Annotated in this window: 17 protein-coding genes; 8 read left to right on the top strand and 9 right to left on the bottom strand. The window is 50.2% G+C overall.

Annotated features, from left to right (window positions below):
• Positions 1 to 72 precede the first annotated feature (72 nt).
• The 3 genes from OGV57_RS06510 to OGV57_RS06500 all read left to right on the top strand — a co-directional run bounded on the left by OGV57_RS06510 (position 73) and on the right by OGV57_RS06500 (position 3357).
• Complete coding sequence (locus OGV57_RS06510; protein WP_003020296.1) at positions 73 to 348, top strand: metal/formaldehyde-sensitive transcriptional repressor; 276 nt, start codon at positions 73 to 75, stop codon at positions 346 to 348.
• Positions 349 to 380: 32 nt separating this feature from the next.
• The gene (locus OGV57_RS06505; protein ID WP_003020293.1) at positions 381 to 1499 is read left to right on the top strand and encodes an S-(hydroxymethyl)glutathione dehydrogenase/class III alcohol dehydrogenase; all 1119 of its coding nucleotides are present in this window, start codon (positions 381 to 383) and stop codon (positions 1497 to 1499) included.
• 169 nt (positions 1500 to 1668) lie between these two features.
• Positions 1669 to 3357 (top strand): methyl-accepting chemotaxis protein, encoded by a 1689-nt coding sequence (locus OGV57_RS06500; protein WP_003836088.1) that lies wholly within the window; start codon positions 1669 to 1671, stop codon positions 3355 to 3357.
• A 49-nt stretch (positions 3358 to 3406) separates the two neighbouring features.
• On the opposite strand, the gene OGV57_RS06495 is transcribed toward OGV57_RS06500, so the two are convergent.
• The 7 genes from OGV57_RS06495 to pcaQ all read right to left on the bottom strand — a co-directional run bounded on the left by OGV57_RS06495 (position 3407) and on the right by pcaQ (position 10926).
• Entirely contained in the window at positions 3407 to 4483 is a 1077-nt protein-coding gene (locus OGV57_RS06495; protein WP_016150292.1) for a fimbrial protein, read from the bottom strand.
• 20 nt (positions 4484 to 4503) lie between these two features.
• Positions 4504 to 5085 (bottom strand): fimbrial protein, encoded by a 582-nt coding sequence (locus OGV57_RS06490; protein ID WP_003836094.1) that lies wholly within the window; start codon positions 5083 to 5085, stop codon positions 4504 to 4506.
• An 8-nt stretch (positions 5086 to 5093) separates the two neighbouring features.
• Positions 5094 to 5636, bottom strand: a complete 543-nt coding sequence (locus OGV57_RS06485; protein WP_003843747.1) for a fimbrial protein — start codon at positions 5634 to 5636, stop codon at positions 5094 to 5096.
• Between the two features lie 3 nt (positions 5637 to 5639).
• Positions 5640 to 8225 (bottom strand): outer membrane usher protein, encoded by a 2586-nt coding sequence (locus tag OGV57_RS06480; RefSeq protein ID WP_054528412.1) that lies wholly within the window; start codon positions 8223 to 8225, stop codon positions 5640 to 5642.
• 24 nt (positions 8226 to 8249) lie between these two features.
• Entirely contained in the window at positions 8250 to 8972 is a 723-nt protein-coding gene (locus OGV57_RS06475) for a fimbria/pilus periplasmic chaperone (protein WP_032935666.1), read from the bottom strand.
• Between the two features lie 85 nt (positions 8973 to 9057).
• Positions 9058 to 9615: a fimbrial protein gene (locus tag OGV57_RS06470; protein WP_003836101.1), complete on the bottom strand. Its 558-nt coding sequence runs from the start codon at positions 9613 to 9615 to the stop codon at positions 9058 to 9060.
• Between the two features lie 387 nt (positions 9616 to 10002).
• Positions 10003 to 10926 carry a pca operon transcription factor PcaQ gene (gene pcaQ / locus OGV57_RS06465; protein WP_003843743.1) on the bottom strand — a complete coding sequence of 308 codons (924 nt, stop codon included), beginning with the start codon at positions 10924 to 10926 and terminating at the stop codon, positions 10003 to 10005.
• Between the two features lie 231 nt (positions 10927 to 11157).
• Between pcaQ and OGV57_RS06460 the strand changes: the two genes are divergently transcribed.
• The 4 genes from OGV57_RS06460 to OGV57_RS06445 all read left to right on the top strand — a co-directional run bounded on the left by OGV57_RS06460 (position 11158) and on the right by OGV57_RS06445 (position 15765).
• Positions 11158 to 12060, top strand: coding sequence for a manganese-dependent inorganic pyrophosphatase (locus OGV57_RS06460; protein ID WP_054528411.1), 903 nt, complete (start codon positions 11158 to 11160; stop codon positions 12058 to 12060).
• Between the two features lie 120 nt (positions 12061 to 12180).
• Positions 12181 to 13524, top strand: coding sequence for a 2-oxoadipate dioxygenase/decarboxylase HglS (gene hglS / locus OGV57_RS06455; RefSeq protein ID WP_003020282.1), 1344 nt, complete (start codon positions 12181 to 12183; stop codon positions 13522 to 13524).
• 193 nt (positions 13525 to 13717) lie between these two features.
• A complete protein-coding gene (locus tag OGV57_RS06450) occupies positions 13718 to 15373 on the top strand; it encodes a glucan biosynthesis protein D (RefSeq protein WP_003836107.1) in 1656 nt (551 codons plus the stop codon).
• A gap of 167 nt (positions 15374 to 15540) precedes the next feature.
• Positions 15541 to 15765 (top strand): HP1242/YdcH family protein, encoded by a 225-nt coding sequence (locus OGV57_RS06445; RefSeq protein ID WP_003020276.1) that lies wholly within the window; start codon positions 15541 to 15543, stop codon positions 15763 to 15765.
• Positions 15766 to 15831: 66 nt separating this feature from the next.
• On the opposite strand, the gene alr is transcribed toward OGV57_RS06445, so the two are convergent.
• A complete protein-coding gene (alr, locus tag OGV57_RS06440) occupies positions 15832 to 17058 on the bottom strand; it encodes an alanine racemase (RefSeq protein ID WP_049015548.1) in 1227 nt (408 codons plus the stop codon).
• Between the two features lie 218 nt (positions 17059 to 17276).
• Here alr and rimL point away from each other — a divergent pair, with 218 nt between their 5' ends.
• Positions 17277 to 17822 carry a 50S ribosomal protein L7/L12-serine acetyltransferase gene (rimL, locus tag OGV57_RS06435; protein ID WP_003836113.1) on the top strand — a complete coding sequence of 182 codons (546 nt, stop codon included), beginning with the start codon at positions 17277 to 17279 and terminating at the stop codon, positions 17820 to 17822.
• On the opposite strand, the gene ydcK is transcribed toward rimL, so the two are convergent.
• On the bottom strand, positions 17814 to 18794 hold the full coding sequence (gene ydcK, locus OGV57_RS06430; protein WP_032935675.1) for a YdcK family protein: 981 nt from the start codon (positions 18792 to 18794) through the stop codon (positions 17814 to 17816). The two genes, rimL and ydcK, sit on opposite strands and share 9 nt — an antisense overlap.
• Between the last annotated feature and the right edge of the window lie 68 nt (positions 18795 to 18862).

Here is an 18862-nt window from a genome sequence, read left to right as displayed (position 1 = left end):
AAATAGATGTTAGTTTTTTACAATTACATAAAAATTCTGATAGTATACCCCCCTATAGTATATGGAGGGCGTATGCCGCATTCACCCGAAGATAAAAAACGCATTCTCACTCGTGTACGCCGTATTCGCGGTCAGGTTGATGCGCTTGAGCGCGCACTGGAATCTGGCGAACCATGCCTGTCGATCCTGCAACAAATTGCCGCCGTACGCGGCGCATCCAATGGTCTGATGGGCGAAATGGTTGAGATCCACCTGAAAGATGAACTGGTCAGTGGAGAGACAACACCAGACCAGCGAGCTGTGCGCATGGCTGAGATCGGCCATCTTCTGCGTGCTTATCTAAAATAACACCATCACCTTGCAATAATGGGAAGAGACAAATGAAATCACGTGCAGCAGTTGCATTTGGCCCCGGCCAACCGTTAAAAATTGTTGAAATCGACGTCGCACCACCAAAGAAAGGTGAAGTGCTGGTTAAAATTACCCACACCGGCGTGTGCCATACTGACGCTTTTACGCTCTCAGGCGACGATCCGGAAGGCGTGTTCCCGGCGGTACTGGGCCATGAAGGCGGCGGCATTGTGGTTGAAGTGGGGGAAGGCGTCACCAGCCTGAAACCGGGCGATCATGTGATCCCGCTGTACACCGCAGAGTGCGGCGAGTGCAAGTTCTGTAAATCGGGTAAAACTAACTTGTGCCAGGCCGTGCGGGCGACACAGGGCAAAGGTCTGATGCCTGATGGCACAACGCGCTTCTCGTATAACGGCGAGCCGATTTATCACTATATGGGCACCAGTACCTTCAGCGAATATACCGTTTGCGCAGAGATCTCGCTGGCGAAGGTTAACCCGCAGGCTCCGCTGGATAAAGTGTGTCTGCTGGGATGTGGCGTGACCACCGGTATCGGAGCGGTCCATAACACCGCGAAAGTGAAGGAAGGCGATACCGTAGCCGTATTTGGTCTGGGCGGTATTGGCCTGGCGGTGATTCAGGGCGCAGTGCAGGCAAAAGCCGGGCGTATTCTGGCTGTTGATACCAATCCGGAGAAATTCAAATTGGCTGGTGAAATGGGCGCGACCGATTTCATCAACCCAAACGATTACGATAAGCCGGTGCAGGACGTGATTGTTGAGCTCACCGACGGTGGCGTGGACTTTAGCTTTGAGTGTATCGGCAACGTTAACGTGATGCGTGCGGCGCTGGAGTGTTGCCATAAAGGGTGGGGCGAAAGCATCATCATTGGGGTGGCGGGTGCCGGTCAGGAGATCAAAACACGTCCGTTCCAGTTAGTAACCGGTCGCGTGTGGCGCGGTTCCGCGTTTGGCGGCGTAAAAGGGCGCACTCAGTTGCCGGGTATGGTCGAAGAAGCAATGAGCGGAAAAATTCAGTTAGATCCGTTTATTACGCATCGCCTGCCACTGGAGCAGATTAACGAAGCGTTCGATTTAATGCATCAGGGTAAATCCATCCGTACTGTTATCCATTTTGGTGATAACTGATTCATTGGCCAGCGGATTTCACCGCTGGCACTTTCCTGAATTTTTTAGAATTATGTTGTGAAAGTGTGACGAATCCGGCGCTTTTCACGGTAAGTAAACTTCCCGGATTGCCGATGACTATCTAACGGGCGTGTTTTCACGCATAAACCCTACAAGAGAGTCGACGGTCATGGACAACACTACATCGATGCAAGCCCTGCATAAACTGGGCTTTCTGCATCAAATCCGGCTGGTTCCGCTGTTTTCCTCCATTCTCGGTGGCATCCTTCTGCTATTCGCCTTAAGTTCCGGGCTGGCAGGTTATTTTCTTATGCAGGCCGATCGCGATCAGCGCGATGTAACCGATGAGATTCAGGTCCGGATGGGGTTATCTAACAGCTCTAACCACTTACGCACCGCGCGTATCAACATGATCCATGCTGGTGCGGCGAGCCGTATTGCTGAAATGGATGACATGAAGGCCAATATTGCCGAGGCAGAAAAACGTATTAAGCAATCGCAGGACGGTTTCAATACTTATATGGCTCGTGCGGTGAAAACTACTGCCGGAGAGGCGTTAGACGCTGAACTGAGCGCCAATTTCAAAGCCTATATCGATGGCTTACAGCCTATGCTCAAGTACGCTAAAAACGGCATGTTCGAGGCGATCATCAACCATGAAAATGAACAGGCCAGACCGCTGGACTCTGCTTACAACAAGGTATTGTTAAAGGCGATCGATATTCGTACCGCCAGGGCGAATCAGTTAAGCGAACAGGCGCACCAACGTACACAGCTTGGCATGGCCTTTATGCTGGGGGCATTCGTTCTTGCGCTGGCACTGACCGTGATGACGTTTATTGTTCTGCGCCGTACCGTTATTCATCCTCTGTTACGTGCGGCCCAGCGCATTGAGCAAATTTCAGAAGGGGACCTGACAATGCCAGAGGAACCAACCGGGCGCAGCGAAATTGGGCGCCTGAGCCGTCATCTGCAGACAATGCAACGGTCGCTGGCGAAAACAGTGGGCACGGTACGTCAGGGCGCGGAAGAAATCTACCGCGGTACCAGTGAGATTTCGGCGGGTAATACCGATCTGTCTTCACGTACCGAACAACAGGCCGCGGCGATTGAACAAACGGCGGCCAGCATGGAAGAGCTGACGGCTACGGTGAAGCAAAACGCCGACAACGCGCATCATGCGAGTACGCTGGCGGAAGATGCATCCGGCAAGGCCAGCCGGGGCGGTCAGATGGTCTCTGGTGTGGTGAAAACCATGGGCAATATCTCAACCAGCTCGAAGAAAATCTCCGAAATCACCGCCGTTATTAATAGCATTGCTTTCCAGACCAATATCCTGGCGCTGAACGCGGCGGTTGAGGCGGCGCGGGCAGGAGAGCAGGGGCGTGGGTTTGCAGTGGTGGCTAGTGAGGTCCGTACGCTGGCAAGCCGCAGCGCTCAGGCGGCAAAAGAGATTGAAGGATTGATCAGCGAATCTGTCCGACTGATTGACCAGGGTTCCGGAGAAGTCGTCGCAGCGGGCAATACGATGACGGATATTGTCGATGCGGTAAAACGCGTGACCGACATTATGTTGGAAATTGCGGCGGCCTCTGATGAACAAAGCCGGGGCATCGTCCAGGTAAGCCAGGCGATTTCAGAGATGGATAAGGTCACACAGCAAAACGCCTCATTGGTTGAAGAAGCATCGGCTGCTGCGGCCTCTCTTGAAGAGCAGGCCGCACGCTTAACGGAAGCCGTCGGCACATTCCGTTTAACCGGGACAAGCGCAATTAGACGCGTTACACCTGCCGTTCATCCATCGGTTTCACTGCCAAAATCAAACACGGTAAATACGGATAACTGGGAAACATTCTGACAGGCCAGCCATCCGGTAATACGATCCTTTGTATTACCGGATTTACTATCTATTTGTACGTGGCACTAATAGTTCCCGCTGCGGTGAACGCGCCAGGGGTGTAGTCATCGCAGGTACTGTTATTGCTGGCGGAGGTGCAGGTGAGTAACCCGGCCATGGTGATATCTTTCGCCGTTACGATGGAACCAAAGTCGATGGACACTGAAGAATTTGTGTCATTCGCCGACAGATATTGCCGGGACGATCCCTCGTAAGAAACCGCCACTCCCCGTCCGCCCGCTGCTGAGGTGCCAGTTGTGGTATTGGCGAGAATAGACAACCCGCTATTATCATAAGCCGCTTTGGTCGACGTCAGTTTAAGGGTAACCCCTGAAGCATTAACGCAGTTGCTATTTTTCAAGGTGAAGGTTTTTCGTGGTTTGTCATTACCCACATCGCCAAAGTCGATGGTGGTGGGGGATACGGATAAATTACAGGTTGGCGTGGCGAATTTTACGGTGAATGAAGATGCGTTTACTGTAGCGACAACCTGTTGACTACTTACATCTTCATTCCCTGCTTTAAACCTGCCTACTTCACCATTTATAACAGGATGCGCTTCACCATTACCTATTGAGGAAACCACCCCACGCTGCCAAACTTCGATGTATAATCCAACAGGAAAACCTCCTTCTGCGGCATTATCGATCTCACGTGTCCAACTCGTATTAGACGGAATGTAAGCTGTATAAGTAGCATTAATAGAATTAGCTATGTAAATGTTATAATATATTCCAGGTATGCTCGTTGGAAAAAAAACTCTGTTGTAGCTATATTTTGTACTACCACTGGTGCTGGTATAACTATCGTATTGCGTACCGCTTGTTGCTGTGGATCTTCCATAAAAATCAGAACCATCATTACCTGTATTACAAGTTATGTGACCATATTCTCCCGCACTGAGCGTCCCCAATAGCACGGGTGTTGTACTGGATGGGTTATAATTATTCACGACTAACGTTCCCGCGCTTACCGTGCTGGTATTAATTTTGTCAAAATAACACTCCTTAGCCTGCACCTGATATGAATAAATTCCGTTCAACAGCAATGCCACAAAAGAAATTGATCGTGAAATCATCGTGCTCATATTAACCTGCCGTTTATCCATTATTTGTAGCTCACGCTGATTTGCACCTGACTTAATACGCCACCTGGAGTGACCGTTTTTGCTGAATCCACTTTTTGAAAACGAGCCGAAAGGGTAATATCAGAATAGGTAGTGGTTGAACCTTTATAGTTAACAATATTGACGGCAGAGGTATTGTCTTTATTAAGCACATTAATAGCAACTGGACTTGTTCTCCCCTCAAAGACCACAACGCCCACGTTTCCCGCTGCAGTCATCGGACCGGTATATTCATTCGGGAATATCTGATTACCGGTGAGTTGCGCTTTTTGCGGCTTAAAGCTCAACACCAGCGTTTTGGCGAGAGAGCCTGAATCACAGCGGAAGCTAATCTTCAGGGGCTGTGTGGGGACGTTACCCTTCGTTGTTGCTGATAAATTCGCCCATGCGCCGCCAGCGGCGAACTCGCTCGCGTCTAAGTCGCCCAAATCAACATCGGAGGCGGTGATGTCACAGCTACCAGTAACCAACTCCGCCTTAACCGTTAATACATTTGTATTGGTACTGTTCGCGGCCCATAGCGGCGTGGATATCAGCAATAAGGCTATTGGTATAAATTTCATGGTGGCTCCTACTGATAGGTGGTGGTGAACGTCAACGAACCGTTGAAGGTGCCACTTGTCGCGGTGGTTGAGTAAGACGTTGGACGCAGAGATAAAACCAGGTTCAGGGCCTTATTGGTGCGCTCAGTTGAGGTCCAGTCAAACGGCGTACTGCTATTGAGAACTAACAGAGAATTTGGGGAGCCAGAACGATACAAAACTGCTGCGGCCCCGTTATTCCCACCATAGAGTTCGGTTGGATAGCCGTTGTACCACGAAGAGGCTTTAATACCCGTTTTCATCCAGGTAACCGTCTGGTTTGTACTGGATCCGATCGTGCAGTTGCTGTACTGCAACGAAAAATCTTTCAGCGTATTAGCGCCCTGAGCTTCCAGTTCTGCGCGGGTTAATACACCAAAATCAATGGTCTGGTTCACCGCTTTGCTTGAACCAACAACAATATTGACGGTGCAGGTCATAGCAAGCAAATTGGCTTTAAAGTTAACCACGACATCTGCCGCAAAGAGATGTGGGCTGCATAATAGAAAAGAAACAAGCATTACCTGGCGCATAAGCTATTTCCCGGCTCCTGGCATCTGGCAAATTAACGTCTCCAGACGAATTGATTTTCCGATCATCGCGGGCGCGTCAGGGATCTGGTAGCTCACATCGCAGTAGCTTGCGGCGTCGCTCCCCCAAATAACCTTCAGGCTGCCACGTTGTTCGATCCCGCGTAAAAAGGCGCGGCCCGCCTGACCCATTGCGCCAACGGATTCTCCCTGTTCATTGAGAATGTTCGCGCCCAATGGAATGAAACTGTTATCGCTACGTCTGAGCGTGACAAACACCGATTGACCTTGCTGGGTGGCGAAGGTGACTTTCACCACGGCGCCATCGCGCGGAACCACGGCGGCGGAGGTGTTTTTCACTTCGACGTCTGCCTTGATGGTGCTGAGATCCAGCCCGACGGTATTCTCGGCATAAGGCGAAAGACTGGTGGCAACTGCATATCCGGCACTGTCAATCTCACCATACCCATTGGTGGTGGTCGCGCCATCTGCACCTTGCGCTTCAATAAGGGCTATGGCGCTTTGTGCGTTGACATTACCCGGTAACAGCGTCAATCCACCGCTGTGTAACAGCACACCGCCGTTATTGTTTAGGGAATACTGCTGGTTATGATTTTTATCGACTGTAGCGGAAACGCTGGTCGCTCCATGCGCGCCGTTATAGGTGGAATATCCGCTGACGGAATAGGTGTCTTCTCCCTGGCTGGCCTGGTTAGCGGTAGTACTGAGGCTGTAGTTCCATTTATTGTTGCTACTGTTACCACTGGCCGTACTGGTGAAACCATTGTTGCCGCTAAAGTCGCTATTGGCGCTGAGGTTCAGACTGGAGAATGCTGGTTGATCGTTTTGAGCGTTGCTACCAAAAGGAATACTCAACCCAACGTACAGGCTGTCATCTTCATCACCCCATTCGTTATAACTACGCTGCAGCGAGATATTCCACGAGATGGTGCGGAAAGTATTGCTGTAGCCCAGCGAATACTGAGACGTTTTGTCTGAGCTACCCCAATAACTCGTCCAGGTGCCGCTGAGATAGAATGAGCCGTAATCCTCTCCGTTGAGGACAATAGGTTGATTGACGTTAGCCTGAAGCTCATTTTTGGAATGACTGTAGCTGTTGCGATACGCATCGTTACGGTTAGTATCGTGATCGTCGCTATAACTATCGATGCTATTTTGCAAAGAGATGACGTCATTAAGCGAGAGGTAATCTTTGGTGCTGTATCGATAGGCGCTAAAGCTGAAATTGGTCTGTGTTGCGTCCAGCACATTACTGTAGCTTACACGGTAACTCTGCCCCTGCAGAGCGCCAATATCTTCAAGTGAAGCACGAGAGTGGATAACATCGACTGCGATAGCACCAAGACGCGTATTCATCGCCAGACCCAGCATCCCCGCCAGATAGTCTTCTTCCATTGACTGTATGCCGCCATACAGCGTGAAAATATCGCTCAGTCCATAATTACCGTTCGTGGTGAGCACCCAGGGGGAGTCGCTGTTGTCATTGTTGTCTAATGTCCCAACGGCAAAATCCCAGTCAACTTCACCCTTGGTCATTAACTGAGCAACAGAGGCATACGGTACGGTGAATAACCGTTTTGACCCATCAGCTTCTTCCACGGTAACGTCGAGGTCAGCGCCGTTGATTGCCACATAATAATCCTTCAGAGCAAAAGGACCTGGGGGAACGGTGGTTTCATAGATGATGCGCGACTGCTGTCGTACGGTAATTTTGGCATTACTGTTGGCCACGCCGTTGATGACGGGAACGTAGCGACCATCATGCGGATCCATGCGTTTGTCGTTATACAGATGTATGCCTTTAATGCCGATACTATCCAGTACTTCGCTGCGAGAGGTGACCTGGCCCAGTTCCATTTGTGCCCGCATAGGGGGTAAATCCCGTGCTAAATAGAGATCGTAGTTGTCCCAGGTTGCACTATCGTCTTTTGTCCAGTTCAGCGCGCCGCTGGAGCGTAACCGCCATGCTCCAAGGTTGAGACCATAGCCGAGCCCCAGATAACCACTGTCAGAGGCGCTACCGTCATTTTCACTGTGATAACCGCTGAAGCTCCAGTTCAGTATTGCAGCAGGAATACCGGCATCCCAGCGTGCGGGGTTGACATAACCCGCAGGGTGGCTGACGAGAAACAGTTGCGGAATTGTGAGCATCAGGATCTGTGAATTAGGATCGTAACTCACGCTGGATGAGGGGTAATAATCCGCCAGGATATAGCATTGCGATTCACCTTCGTCCGCATCTGCCGTGGGGAGTTTGCTTACATCAACGTTTGCTTCATCGAGCACCTCACGAGTCAGGCAGGGAGACGCGTTCGGGGTGTGGTTGTCAATAAACTGGATCTTTGCAGTTTGCTGTTGCTCACCGTTAATCCAAACTGAGACGGTATATATACCGGGTTTCACCGGGTTGCCGCGTGCATATTGTGACACGTCGATTGCCGATTTTTTACCTGCATTGCTGAAGATAAAGTCATCGTTGAATTCAATGTAATTATCGTCAGCAAAACCTGTCTGACAAATAGCCAATAATACCCATACTGAGGTCGCTAACCGGTGTTTTGACATTGACATAGAGCAATCCTTGCACGCGTTTTTTTATTTATCCGTTACGTCAACGTTAGCCCCGTAATCATTGACTGCTGTCCATGAAACGGATTCTAGCCGGGGAGTGGTGAGCGTTTTCACTTCATAGCTGGCGCTGGAAAAAGGGGCGACCATGTCGGGCTCAATTTTGTATTTTTTCCCCCCGGAAGTGATGTTAGCGCCAACAAGCGAAACAAAATAAGGAGAGTCATTTTTCGCCGTCGCCCAAATTTGTTTACCTTGGTTTGCAAGGCTCCATTTCAGATGTTGGATTGCGTCATCCGCCGAACCAGGAAGGGATGCGGGGCGATAAAAAACCTTGATGCGGGTTTTCAGCGCGATCTGCAGCTGATTTGATTTAGCGGCATCTTTATTTTTTCCGGGGATTTCAAGTGCATTAAACCAATACACGCTTTCACGATCGGTGGGTAACGGTTGCCCGTCCCAGTTTAAGCGTACGGTCAGTCCCTGTTTAGGATCGACCCGACTGACTGGGGGGGAGGCGATAAAAGGAACGTTTAAGGTTTGCGGATCAACATCTTCATGACCATCGTCTAACCAGGACTGGACTAATAAAGGTTGTTGCCCCTGATTAACCATTTTTATTAGTGCCTCCTTCGCGTCGGAAGGGTAAATAACACGGGTAGCGTTAATCACTATGCTGGCGACTGACGAATAGCTAAAAGAGATAGCGGCAGAAAATATAATTAATCTGAATGTATTTTGTGGAATCATATCATTTGTGTCTTGGTTAAATAGCTGCAACCTTGAATTAAAGTTGCAGCAGAGTTATTAACTAATGTTGATCTTATACAGCTTGTTAGGGGTAGGTTGTTACAAAGGTGGTATTCGCTTTCACTACACCAACAGTCGGCGTACCAGAACCTGAGTAGATATAACCGACGGTATAATTAAATACTGCACCGTTGGTGGTATCGTAAGTGGCTTCAGATTGCGGTGTGGCTGATGTAAAATCGATAATGGTACTGGTTGCGGTATCTTCTACCTGGAAACCCGCATCTTTATCTCCTGCGGCAGCGTTTAACAATGCTTTGCTGGTGCTATTGTAATTACCGGTTGTTGAAAATTGCCCTTTTACTTTACCACCCGCTGGTTCAGTGGCGCAGTTTTTAACGGTGATCTGAAATTTGGTTTTCATCGCAGGACTACTGACAGCCGCTTGCATCGCAGGAACAGTGATATCTGGCAGTTTGACCTCTTTGGAAGCAGAAATACCATCAATACTGACATCACAGGTTGATGATGTAATATTTCCTGAAAAATCAATGTTTGCAGAATCAGAACCAGCCGCTTGGGCCTGAAAAGTAGCACCTGCGACCAGAAGCGCTACTGCGCTTAAACAATTAACAAATTTCACGTTATTTTCCTTAATAACAAATTAAATGGCGAAAACATTATATGTCGTGAGATTCTGACTGAATAGCGGGTGAAGCTGAGGTTAGTGTTTTTTAAGAATTTGTTTAGAGGTAATAGCTAATTATTTAATGTAATATGAAATTAACTTAATTGGATTGATTTTTTATTCTTCATTGAATTCCAAGAAGAAATTTTTAGATGTAAGTTTGTGTCGGGGATTTCGTCCGCCATTATTCGACAGAGATATCATCAATAATAAGTGTTGCTTAAATTGCTTTTAAGAAAAAATACGCTTTTAGCTGTGTTTTATGACGGTTTCACCGTCCATATATTGAACATTTACATGAATTGGGCCTGTAGGTACTAACAGGCCCAATCATCAATACGATTAAACAGGTACGGTTTTGCGTATTGCGGCGATAAGGATCTGCGCGGCCTGAGAGAGTTGCACATCGACACGAGTAAGAATCCCGATGGGTTCACCCGCCCCGTGGGTAGGTATCGGCAACGATACCAGCGTCGCCTGGCGTAAATCCTCTCTAACCGCACCTGAAGGGACAAACCATACATAGTCGTAATCAACCGTCAGTTGGCGGGAGAGCGATGCTGAAAGTGTTTCAATGCAGCCTGGCGGCATTTTACAACCCTGACTTTGCAACAATGCTTCTGCGTGCTGGCGAGGCGCGGTTCCTTTTGGCGAAACCACCACCGGCCACTCCATTACCCGACTTAATGTGATGGTTTCCTGCAACAACGGGTGGTTAGGGCGCACGACCAGTTTAAGTGATTCCAGAAACAACAATTCATAATTCAGACCGACCATCAATTCCGGATCGGCCATGCGACCAATGCCAAGGTCGATTTCCCCGGATTTTAAACCTGCCAGAATCATCGGATTGCTCATGGTGGCGACTTGTAGCGTGGTCTCCATTTGCTGTTTGTGGAAAGGACCAATTACCGCAGGCAGAATGCCCAGTGCCGCGGTGGGTAAGGCCCCAATCCGTACGACATCAGTCTGCGATTCTTCGCGCTGATTTAACGCTTGCCCGGCAGTGTTGAGCGCATCCAGCACTCTTACCGCGTGGGTAAGAAACTGCTCTCCTGGCAGCGTTAACTGCGCGCCAAGGCGGCCACGCTCAAAGAGCCGGGTCCCGGTCAGTTGCTCCAGTTCATTTAGCGTTTTGGAGAGAGCCGGTTGACTCAGGTTAAGGGTCTCAGCCGCGCGCCCCAACGTTCCCTGCTGTGCAACGGCGACAAAAGTATGAAGATGGCGCAAGCGAATGCGCTGATTGAACAGAACATTTTTTTCCATAAGCGATGTTAAAAACAGAGCCGTATCGGTGACAAGTAAAGTTGTTTGTTTTTGATAACCTGATAGCAAAATATTATTAACATTTATCATGTTTTACTTACAACTGATTTATTTTGCTTATGTTTTGTACAGCGTTGCTGGGTGGTGGGATCATGGAAGGGAGTATGTTCAGTCGTTATACTTTGGTTATTGTTTACTTTTGAACGATTTCTCTTCACAAGGCACTGATGAATGATACATGTAATAGGGCACCTTAATCCCGATAGCGATGCCATCTGCACCGCCGCAATGACGGCTCGTTGGCTTAGTTTACGTGGCCAGCAGGCGACGGCATGGCGTTTGGGCGAGCCTAACCGCGAAACGCAGTTTATCTTTGAGCATGCGGGGCTGACGATGCCTGAACGGTTGACGTTTGAACTGACCGATCGTGATGTCTGGCTGGTCGATTTCACCGAGCCTGCCCAGGGGCCGGAATCGTTGACAGAAAGTAACGTGGTGGGAATTATCGATCATCACCGACTTGGTGGGTTAGTCACCCGTCTGCCACCGGAAGTGTGGGTGAAGCCCGTCGGCAGTAGCGCAACCCTGCTGTGGCAACTGATGACGGAAGATGAACGCAACCAGTTATCTTCCGCTGAGGCTATTTTACTGCTCGGCGCCGTATTGAGTGACACTGTCACGCTTCGTTCACCAACGACCACCACTGACGATCGCCTGGCGGTTGATGCGCTGGCCCAAAAAACCGGAGTGGGTCTTGACGCTTTCAGTCGCGACCTGCTGTCAGCCAAAACAAGCGTGGAAGGGATGAGCGCCCGCGAACTTTTGCAGAAAGACATTAAAACCTTCACCATCCATGGACATTCAGTATGTGTAGCGCAGCTTGAACTGTATGCGCTGCAACAGGTGGATGCGGTGCTGGACGATCTCCGTCAGGAAATGGCGCGCTATGCAGAGGAAAAGAATGCTGCGTTGGTCGTGCTGATGCTTACCGACATCAATCTGGGTGACACCAGCCTGTGGTTTGCTGGAGCAGAACTTTCAGACATCCCGCAACCCTGCAAGGTAGAAGGTATGCTTAGCCGTAAAAAACAGATGCTCCCCTGGCTGGAAAGTCATTTGAAACCCCGTCAGTAGGTACTGTTCATCGTTTATATGGGTGGGAAGTTTACGCGGGGTCACACTTTGTAAATTCTTCCCACCGGAGTCAGCGGTGTTTTCTACACTCCAGGTAATATTCACTGGAGGCATGACATTATGGCGAACACCATCACGGCAGATGAGATTCGGGAACAATTTTCGCAGGCAATGTCAGCAATGTACCAGCAGGAAGTCCCGCAATACGGCACGTTGCTGGAACTTGTCGCTGATGTGAATCTGGCGGTACTGGAAAATAATCCGACGCTGCATGAAAAACTGGCGAATGCGGATGAACTGGCCCGGCTAAACGTTGAGCGCCATGGCGCTATTCGAGTGGGTACCGCGCAGGAGCTTTCTACGCTGCGCCGAATGTTTGCCGTTATGGGCATGTATCCGGTGAGTTATTACGATCTCTCCCAGGCAGGCGTCCCCGTACATTCCACAGCCTTTCGTCCCATCGACGATGCCTCGCTATCGCGCAACCCGTTTCGGGTATTCACCTCGTTATTACGGCTCGAACTAATCGAAAACGCCGCGCTGCGGCAAAAAGCCGCTGAGATCCTCGCGAAACGCGATATTTTCACTCGCCGTTGTCACGAGCTGCTGGATGAATTTGATGCGCAGGGCAGTTTTACATCTGAACAGGCGCAAGAGTTTGTGCATGAAGCGCTGGAAACATTCCGCTGGCATCAGCACGCCACGGTCGATGAAGAGACCTATCACGCATTGCATAACGAACACAGGCTGATTGCTGATGTAGTGTGTTTCCCCGGTTGCCATATCAACCACCTGACGCCGCGTACGCTGGATATCGACCGGGTGCAGTCGATGATGCCGGAATGCGGCATTGAACCGAAAATACTGATTGAAGGGCCGCCACGCCGCGAGGTGCCCATTTTATTACGTCAGACGAGTTTCAAAGCGCTGGAAGAACCGGTGTTGTTTGCCGGTGAAATGCGCGGCACTCACACGGCACGTTTCGGTGAAATCGAACAGCGCGGTGTGGCCCTGACGCCGAAAGGCAGAGCGTTATACGACGAATTGCTGAATAAAGCGGGAACGGGGAAAGACAATCTGACGCACCAGTTACATCTTCAGGAGGTGTTCAAGGCGTTCCCGGACAGTGAGTTTCTGCTGCGCCAGCAGGGACTCGCCTGGTTTCGTTATCGACTGACGCCATCAGGCGAAGCGCATCGCCAGGCAATCCGTCCGGATGACGATCCGCAACCGCTCATTGAGCGAGGGTGGCTGGTTGCGCAACCCATCACCTACGAAGATTTTTTACCGGTGAGCGCCGCAGGGATTTTCCAGTCCAATCTGGGGAATGAAACGCAGGCTCGCAGCCACGGGAATTCCAGCCGCGACGCGTTTGAACAGGCGCTGGGTTGCGCGGTTTATGATGAGTTTGCGCTGTATCAGGAGGCGCAAGAGCGAAGTAAACGTCGATGTGGTTTACTTTAATGGAATTTACATGGGATTCGGTCTGTTCCCATCGACATAAAATATTTTCGATTTTGTACAGATAATCGGCGACCAACAATTGGATTATTAATGAATTTTGTCTAGAGTGAGCGGTCAGAAATGTGCACTCTCTTGCCGCTGATTTTGACCGGCGCGGGACCATTTACACGACCAGAAGGACTCACTTTCAGGCATGAATCGCAGACGATTTATTAAAGGTTCAATGGCAATGGCCGCCGTGTGCGGAACCAGTGGTATTGCATCACTCTTTTCCCGCGCCGCCTTTGCGGCAGAGTCTGACATTGCAGACGGAAAAACCGTACGTTTTGATTTTTCCGTTCTGCAATCGATGGCCCATGACTTAGCACAGAAACCCTGGGGCGGCGCACCGCGCGCGTTACCGGACACGCTGGCGAAACTGACGCCGCAGGCCTACAACAGCATTCAATATGACGCAGAGCAGTCTCTGTGGAACAACGTTGAAAATCGTCAGCTTGATGCGCAGTTCTTCCACGTGGGAATGGGTTTTCGTCGCCGTGTACGCATGTTCTCGGTTGATGGCAGTACGCATATGGCGCGTGAAATTCACTTCCGTCCGGAACTGTTTAAATATAACGATGCGGGCGTGGATACCAAACAGTTGGAAGGGCAGACTGACCTCGGATTCGCCGGGTTCCGTGTTTTTAAAGCGCCAGAACTGGCCCGCCGCGATGTCGTTTCTTTCCTGGGGGCCAGCTATTTCCGCGCCGTGGATGACACCTATCAGTACGGTTTATCGGCCCGCGGTCTGGCGGTAGATACCTACACCGACAGCAAAGAAGAATTTCCTGATTTCACCTCTTTCTGGTTCGAGACGGTTAAACCGGGCGCAACCTCCTTTACCGTGTATGCACTTCTCGACAGCCCAAGCGTAACCGGTGCATTCAAGTTCGTGATCCACTGCGAGAAAACGCAGGTGATTATGGATGTACAAAACCACATCTATGCGCGCAAAGACATCAAACAGCTCGGCATTGCGCCGATGACCAGCATGTTCAGCTGCGGCAACAATGAGCGTCGGATGTGCGACACTATTCACCCGCAAATTCATGACTCCGATCGTCTGGCGATGTGGCGGGGCAATGGCGAGTGGATCTGCCGCCCGCTGAATAACCCGCAAAAGCTGCAGTTCAACGCCTATACCGATAACAACCCGAAAGGGTTTGGCTTGCTGCAACTCGATCGCGACTTCTCCCATTACCAGGACATCATGGGCTGGTATAACAAGCGTCCAAGCCTGTGGGTCGAACCGCGCAACCAGTGGGGCAAGGGGACCATCGGCCTGATGGAGATCCCGACGACCGGCGAAACGCTGGATAACGTTGTCTGCTTCTGGCAGCCTGAGAAGAAGATCAAAGCCGGCGATGAGCTGGAATTCAAATATCGCCTGTACTGGAGCGCTCAGCCACCGGTGCGTTCACCGCTGGCTCGTGTGATGGCGACCCGGACAGGCATGGGCGGTTTTCCGGAAGGATGGGCGCCGGGCGAGCACTACCCGGAAAAATGGGCGCGCCGTTTTGCCGTTGATTTTGTTGGTGGCGATCTAAAAGCTGCTGCGCCGAAAGGCATTGAACCGGTGATTACGCTCTCAAGCGGTGAAGCGAAACAGATTGAGATCCTCTACGTGGAGCCAATCGACGGTTATCGCATACAGTTTGACTGGTATCCGACCTCTGACTCAACCGATCCGGTAGATATGCGTATGTTCCTGCGTTGTCAGGGTGACGCCATCAGCGAAACCTGGCTGTATCAGTACTTCCCACCAGCGCCGGATAAACGTCAGTACGTTGACGACCGCGAGATGCGTTAATCACTCTCTTTACGGCTCTCCTGATGGGGAGCCGTATCTGCATTCATCCTCATAACGATTCTGTACACTATTTACTCGATCCTGTTCGCATTTTTCTGTATGGCAAATGGGTACTCTGTGAGTGTGTATTTCTTATACACGTTCTTGTCCACTAACAGGGAGAAAGTATGTTTCCAGAATATAGAGACCTTATTTCCCGACTGAAATCCGAGAACCCTCGCTTTCTGTCCTTATTCGAAAAACACAACAGCCTTGATCATGAGATCTCCAGACTGGAAGGTTCGGATGGTCGGGGGTATAGCTTGGACATTGTTCGTCTTAAGAAACAGAAACTCCACCTGAAGGAAGATTTGCTCAAAATTTTGCAAAGAGAGAGTGTCAGTGAGAGCTAAGTAGAATGGCGCTTGCTGTGTAAAAGGGCTTCCAGCGAGAAAAGGAAGCCCTTCCTGTTTTAGGTGTTAATCGACCATCACGCGTTTGTTCGTCGCCCCCCAGAGGATCGACATTTCAGTGAACAGCGCGCCGCTAATTTCTTCGACTTCTTCTGCGCTAACCTGCGCATTTCCCTGTTTACCGAACAGCACCACTTCATCGCCAGATGCAACCTGCGGTAAATCGGTCACATCGACGATCACGGTATTCATGGATGTTTTACCCAGTACCGGAACCCGCTGGCCGCGGATCAGCACGTGTCCCGCGTTACTGAATACACGGCGATAACCATCGGCATAACCTGTCGGGATATTGGCCAGAACGGAATCACGTTTAAGGGTATAGGTTCTGTCATATCCGACGGTGTTTCCTTTGGGGTAATGGTTTACCGACGCGATGGCGGATTTAAATGTCATGACGCGTTTGTATTCGGTGCTGGCGATGGTATCGCCATAAAAAATACCGCCAACACGGACCATGTCGAGCCAGGATTCAGGAACGGTCAGGGTGGCGAACGTATTCGCAACATGCAGGGTGACATCTTCGCGTTTAAGCCCGGTAATTTTCAGTACCTGGGCCGATTGTGTATTGAAACGGGCCAGATCGCGTCTAACCACCGCAGCATCTTCTTCCGGGAAATGCGACATGATGCCAACAATTTTCAGGCCGGGTAATGCGGAAATAGCGTGGGCTTCTTCCAGACCTGCGGCGGTACTGACTTCCAGACCGTTACGCGACATACCGCCGGAGTTCAGCGCCAGATGAATACGAATAGTTTTACCTTTCTCCTGAGCAATGGCACTCAGACGCTTAGCCATATCCAGATTACCGATCAGCTCTTCGGTATCGAAGTCCGCTGCCTGGCGCATCTCTTTTTCCGTCGCGTTGCGAACGCGCATGAGCTGTGATGTATAGCCTGACTGGCGAACGGTTCTAATCTCCTCATTGCTGGCGATGCCAATACATTGCACGCCGTTTTGCATCATCACCGGTGTTACCAGTGAGAGATCGTGGCCATACGCGTCTCCTTTAAGAATGGCGCACATCCGGGTTTTATCTGCCAGCAGTTGCTGAACTTTATGAATGTTATATTCCAGTGCGCTACGGGAAATTTCCAGCGTGGTATTATCCACGACCTGTTGCTGATTGACTGCAAAGGGAACGGGGCCTGCTTGAGTGGAGGAAACGGGTTGGTGACAGGCGGTAATCAGTAAAAGCGGAATAAGTGCTAAACGACCCAAAGGTGCTGCCATGCTTGCTCCTTAGCAATAAAGTGAAAGTGTTATTGTCATCATTACGGTCTATCCATGAAGGGATACCCGGATCACCAGAGTAACGGGTTCCACGCCAGAGATTCTTTCTAAGTGATTGCTGTTACAGCATAAAAATAAGACTTCCCCGACTCTAAACAGAGTAATATCGGCTACTGCCAGTCAGAAATGCCCCGTTTACGATTGCAAAGGAGATAAACATGTCAGAAATAATAATCGTTAGTGACGCGCTGGAACTGCGTGCCGTCGAAGAACAACACGTCACCCCTCTGCATCAATTGGTGCTTAAAAATAAAGTCTGGCTCCAGCAGTCGCTGAACTGGCCGCAGTTTGTGACTTCTGTGGAGGACACCCGCAAGAATGTGCAGGGCAATATGATGTTGCACCAGCGCGGCTACGCCAAAATGTTCCTTATTTTCGAACAAGGGGAGGTGGCTGGCGTTATCTCGTTTAACCAGATAGAACCGCTGAACAGAGCCGCTTATATTGGTTATTGGCTGGACGAAGATCACCAGGGCAAAGGTATTCTGTCTCAGGCGCTACAGGCATTGATTCAGCATTATGCGCAGCGCCAGGAGATTCGCCGCTTCGTGATTAAATGTCGTGTAGATAACGTCAAGAGCAACCAGGTGGCGTTGCGTAATGGCTTTCAACTGGAAGGATGCTTACGACAAGCGGAGTTCCTCAATGGCGATTACTATGATGTGAATCTCTATGCCCGCATCATTGATGACTCTTCAGAATAAACCGGCGATAGGGGTGCGCGTAATACGTTGTTCGCCGTTGATCACTTTTGGCCCGCGCAGATGGATCGCATCGCCATCAAAGGCTTCAACTTGGGCCTGACCGGTTATCTCAATATGATGCTCGATCAGCACTTCACCCAGAATACAGGCGTGGCCTTCAATCAGGATGTGCCCATCCAGCAGAATTGGGCCGCCGCGTAATTTTGCATGCCCCCCGACCAGCACATGGTGCTTCAGCACACAGTTACCTTCAACCTCCGCGTGTTCCGCCACCTGCGAGCTATAGCGCAGGGTAGGAATGGCGTCTTCATCAGTTCCGGCGATGACACGCGCATGTCCATAGACTTTAGCGCAATCGCAGATCCAGACATTATTCTCTTCGTTACCTTCTACCCGTGCAAAATCAAAAACTTCAGCCCGATGTTCTATAAAGGCATAGTTGATAATTGCATCACCATAGATCTGCACCTGATGCACCACGCGTGAATTGCTGACTGTCGCCCGATCGTAAATTTGCAGGAGCTGGTCGTTTTCACGAGTAAGTCCTTTGGCGGCGATAATTTCAGAGTCACACACAACGCGCGCATCACCGCAGAGAAGGCACTCACCGCGAACAACAGAATCCCGAATGGTGACGTTGTCACGTATTTGCGCGTTATGGCTGATTTCTGCTCGGTCAATCCAGGCGGCATCACCAATCTGCGCGCCATCTCTGACCACGCTTGCCTGTGTAATACGGGCATTTCCGGATATCGTCGCGCCGGAAAACGCGAGCGCATTCTCATCGTAAATCCAGCAATCGCCACTTTGCGAAAGCACGCTTTCATCATCAATCCAGCCACCGAGCGTACCGGCTTTAACATCATTAAAATCAATGAGCGCAATTATCTGGCGTAGTAATACGCTCTTTTTATTGCCATTATCCTGGTAACTAAAGGCGCGAGGTTCATCGCCCAGACGATATTTGGTCATAGCTCATTTCCATGTTGCGCACCTTAGTTAAACGTAGCAAAGTTTTCCGTACTGGCTAAATTCGTGGA

It is taken from the genome of Citrobacter sp. Cf087 (assembly GCF_030334285.1).
Taxonomy (GTDB): Bacteria; Pseudomonadota; Gammaproteobacteria; order Enterobacterales; family Enterobacteriaceae; genus Citrobacter; species Citrobacter freundii.
The sequence above is the reverse complement of the archived record's forward strand: the minus strand, read 5'-3'. Positions and strand labels throughout refer to the sequence as shown.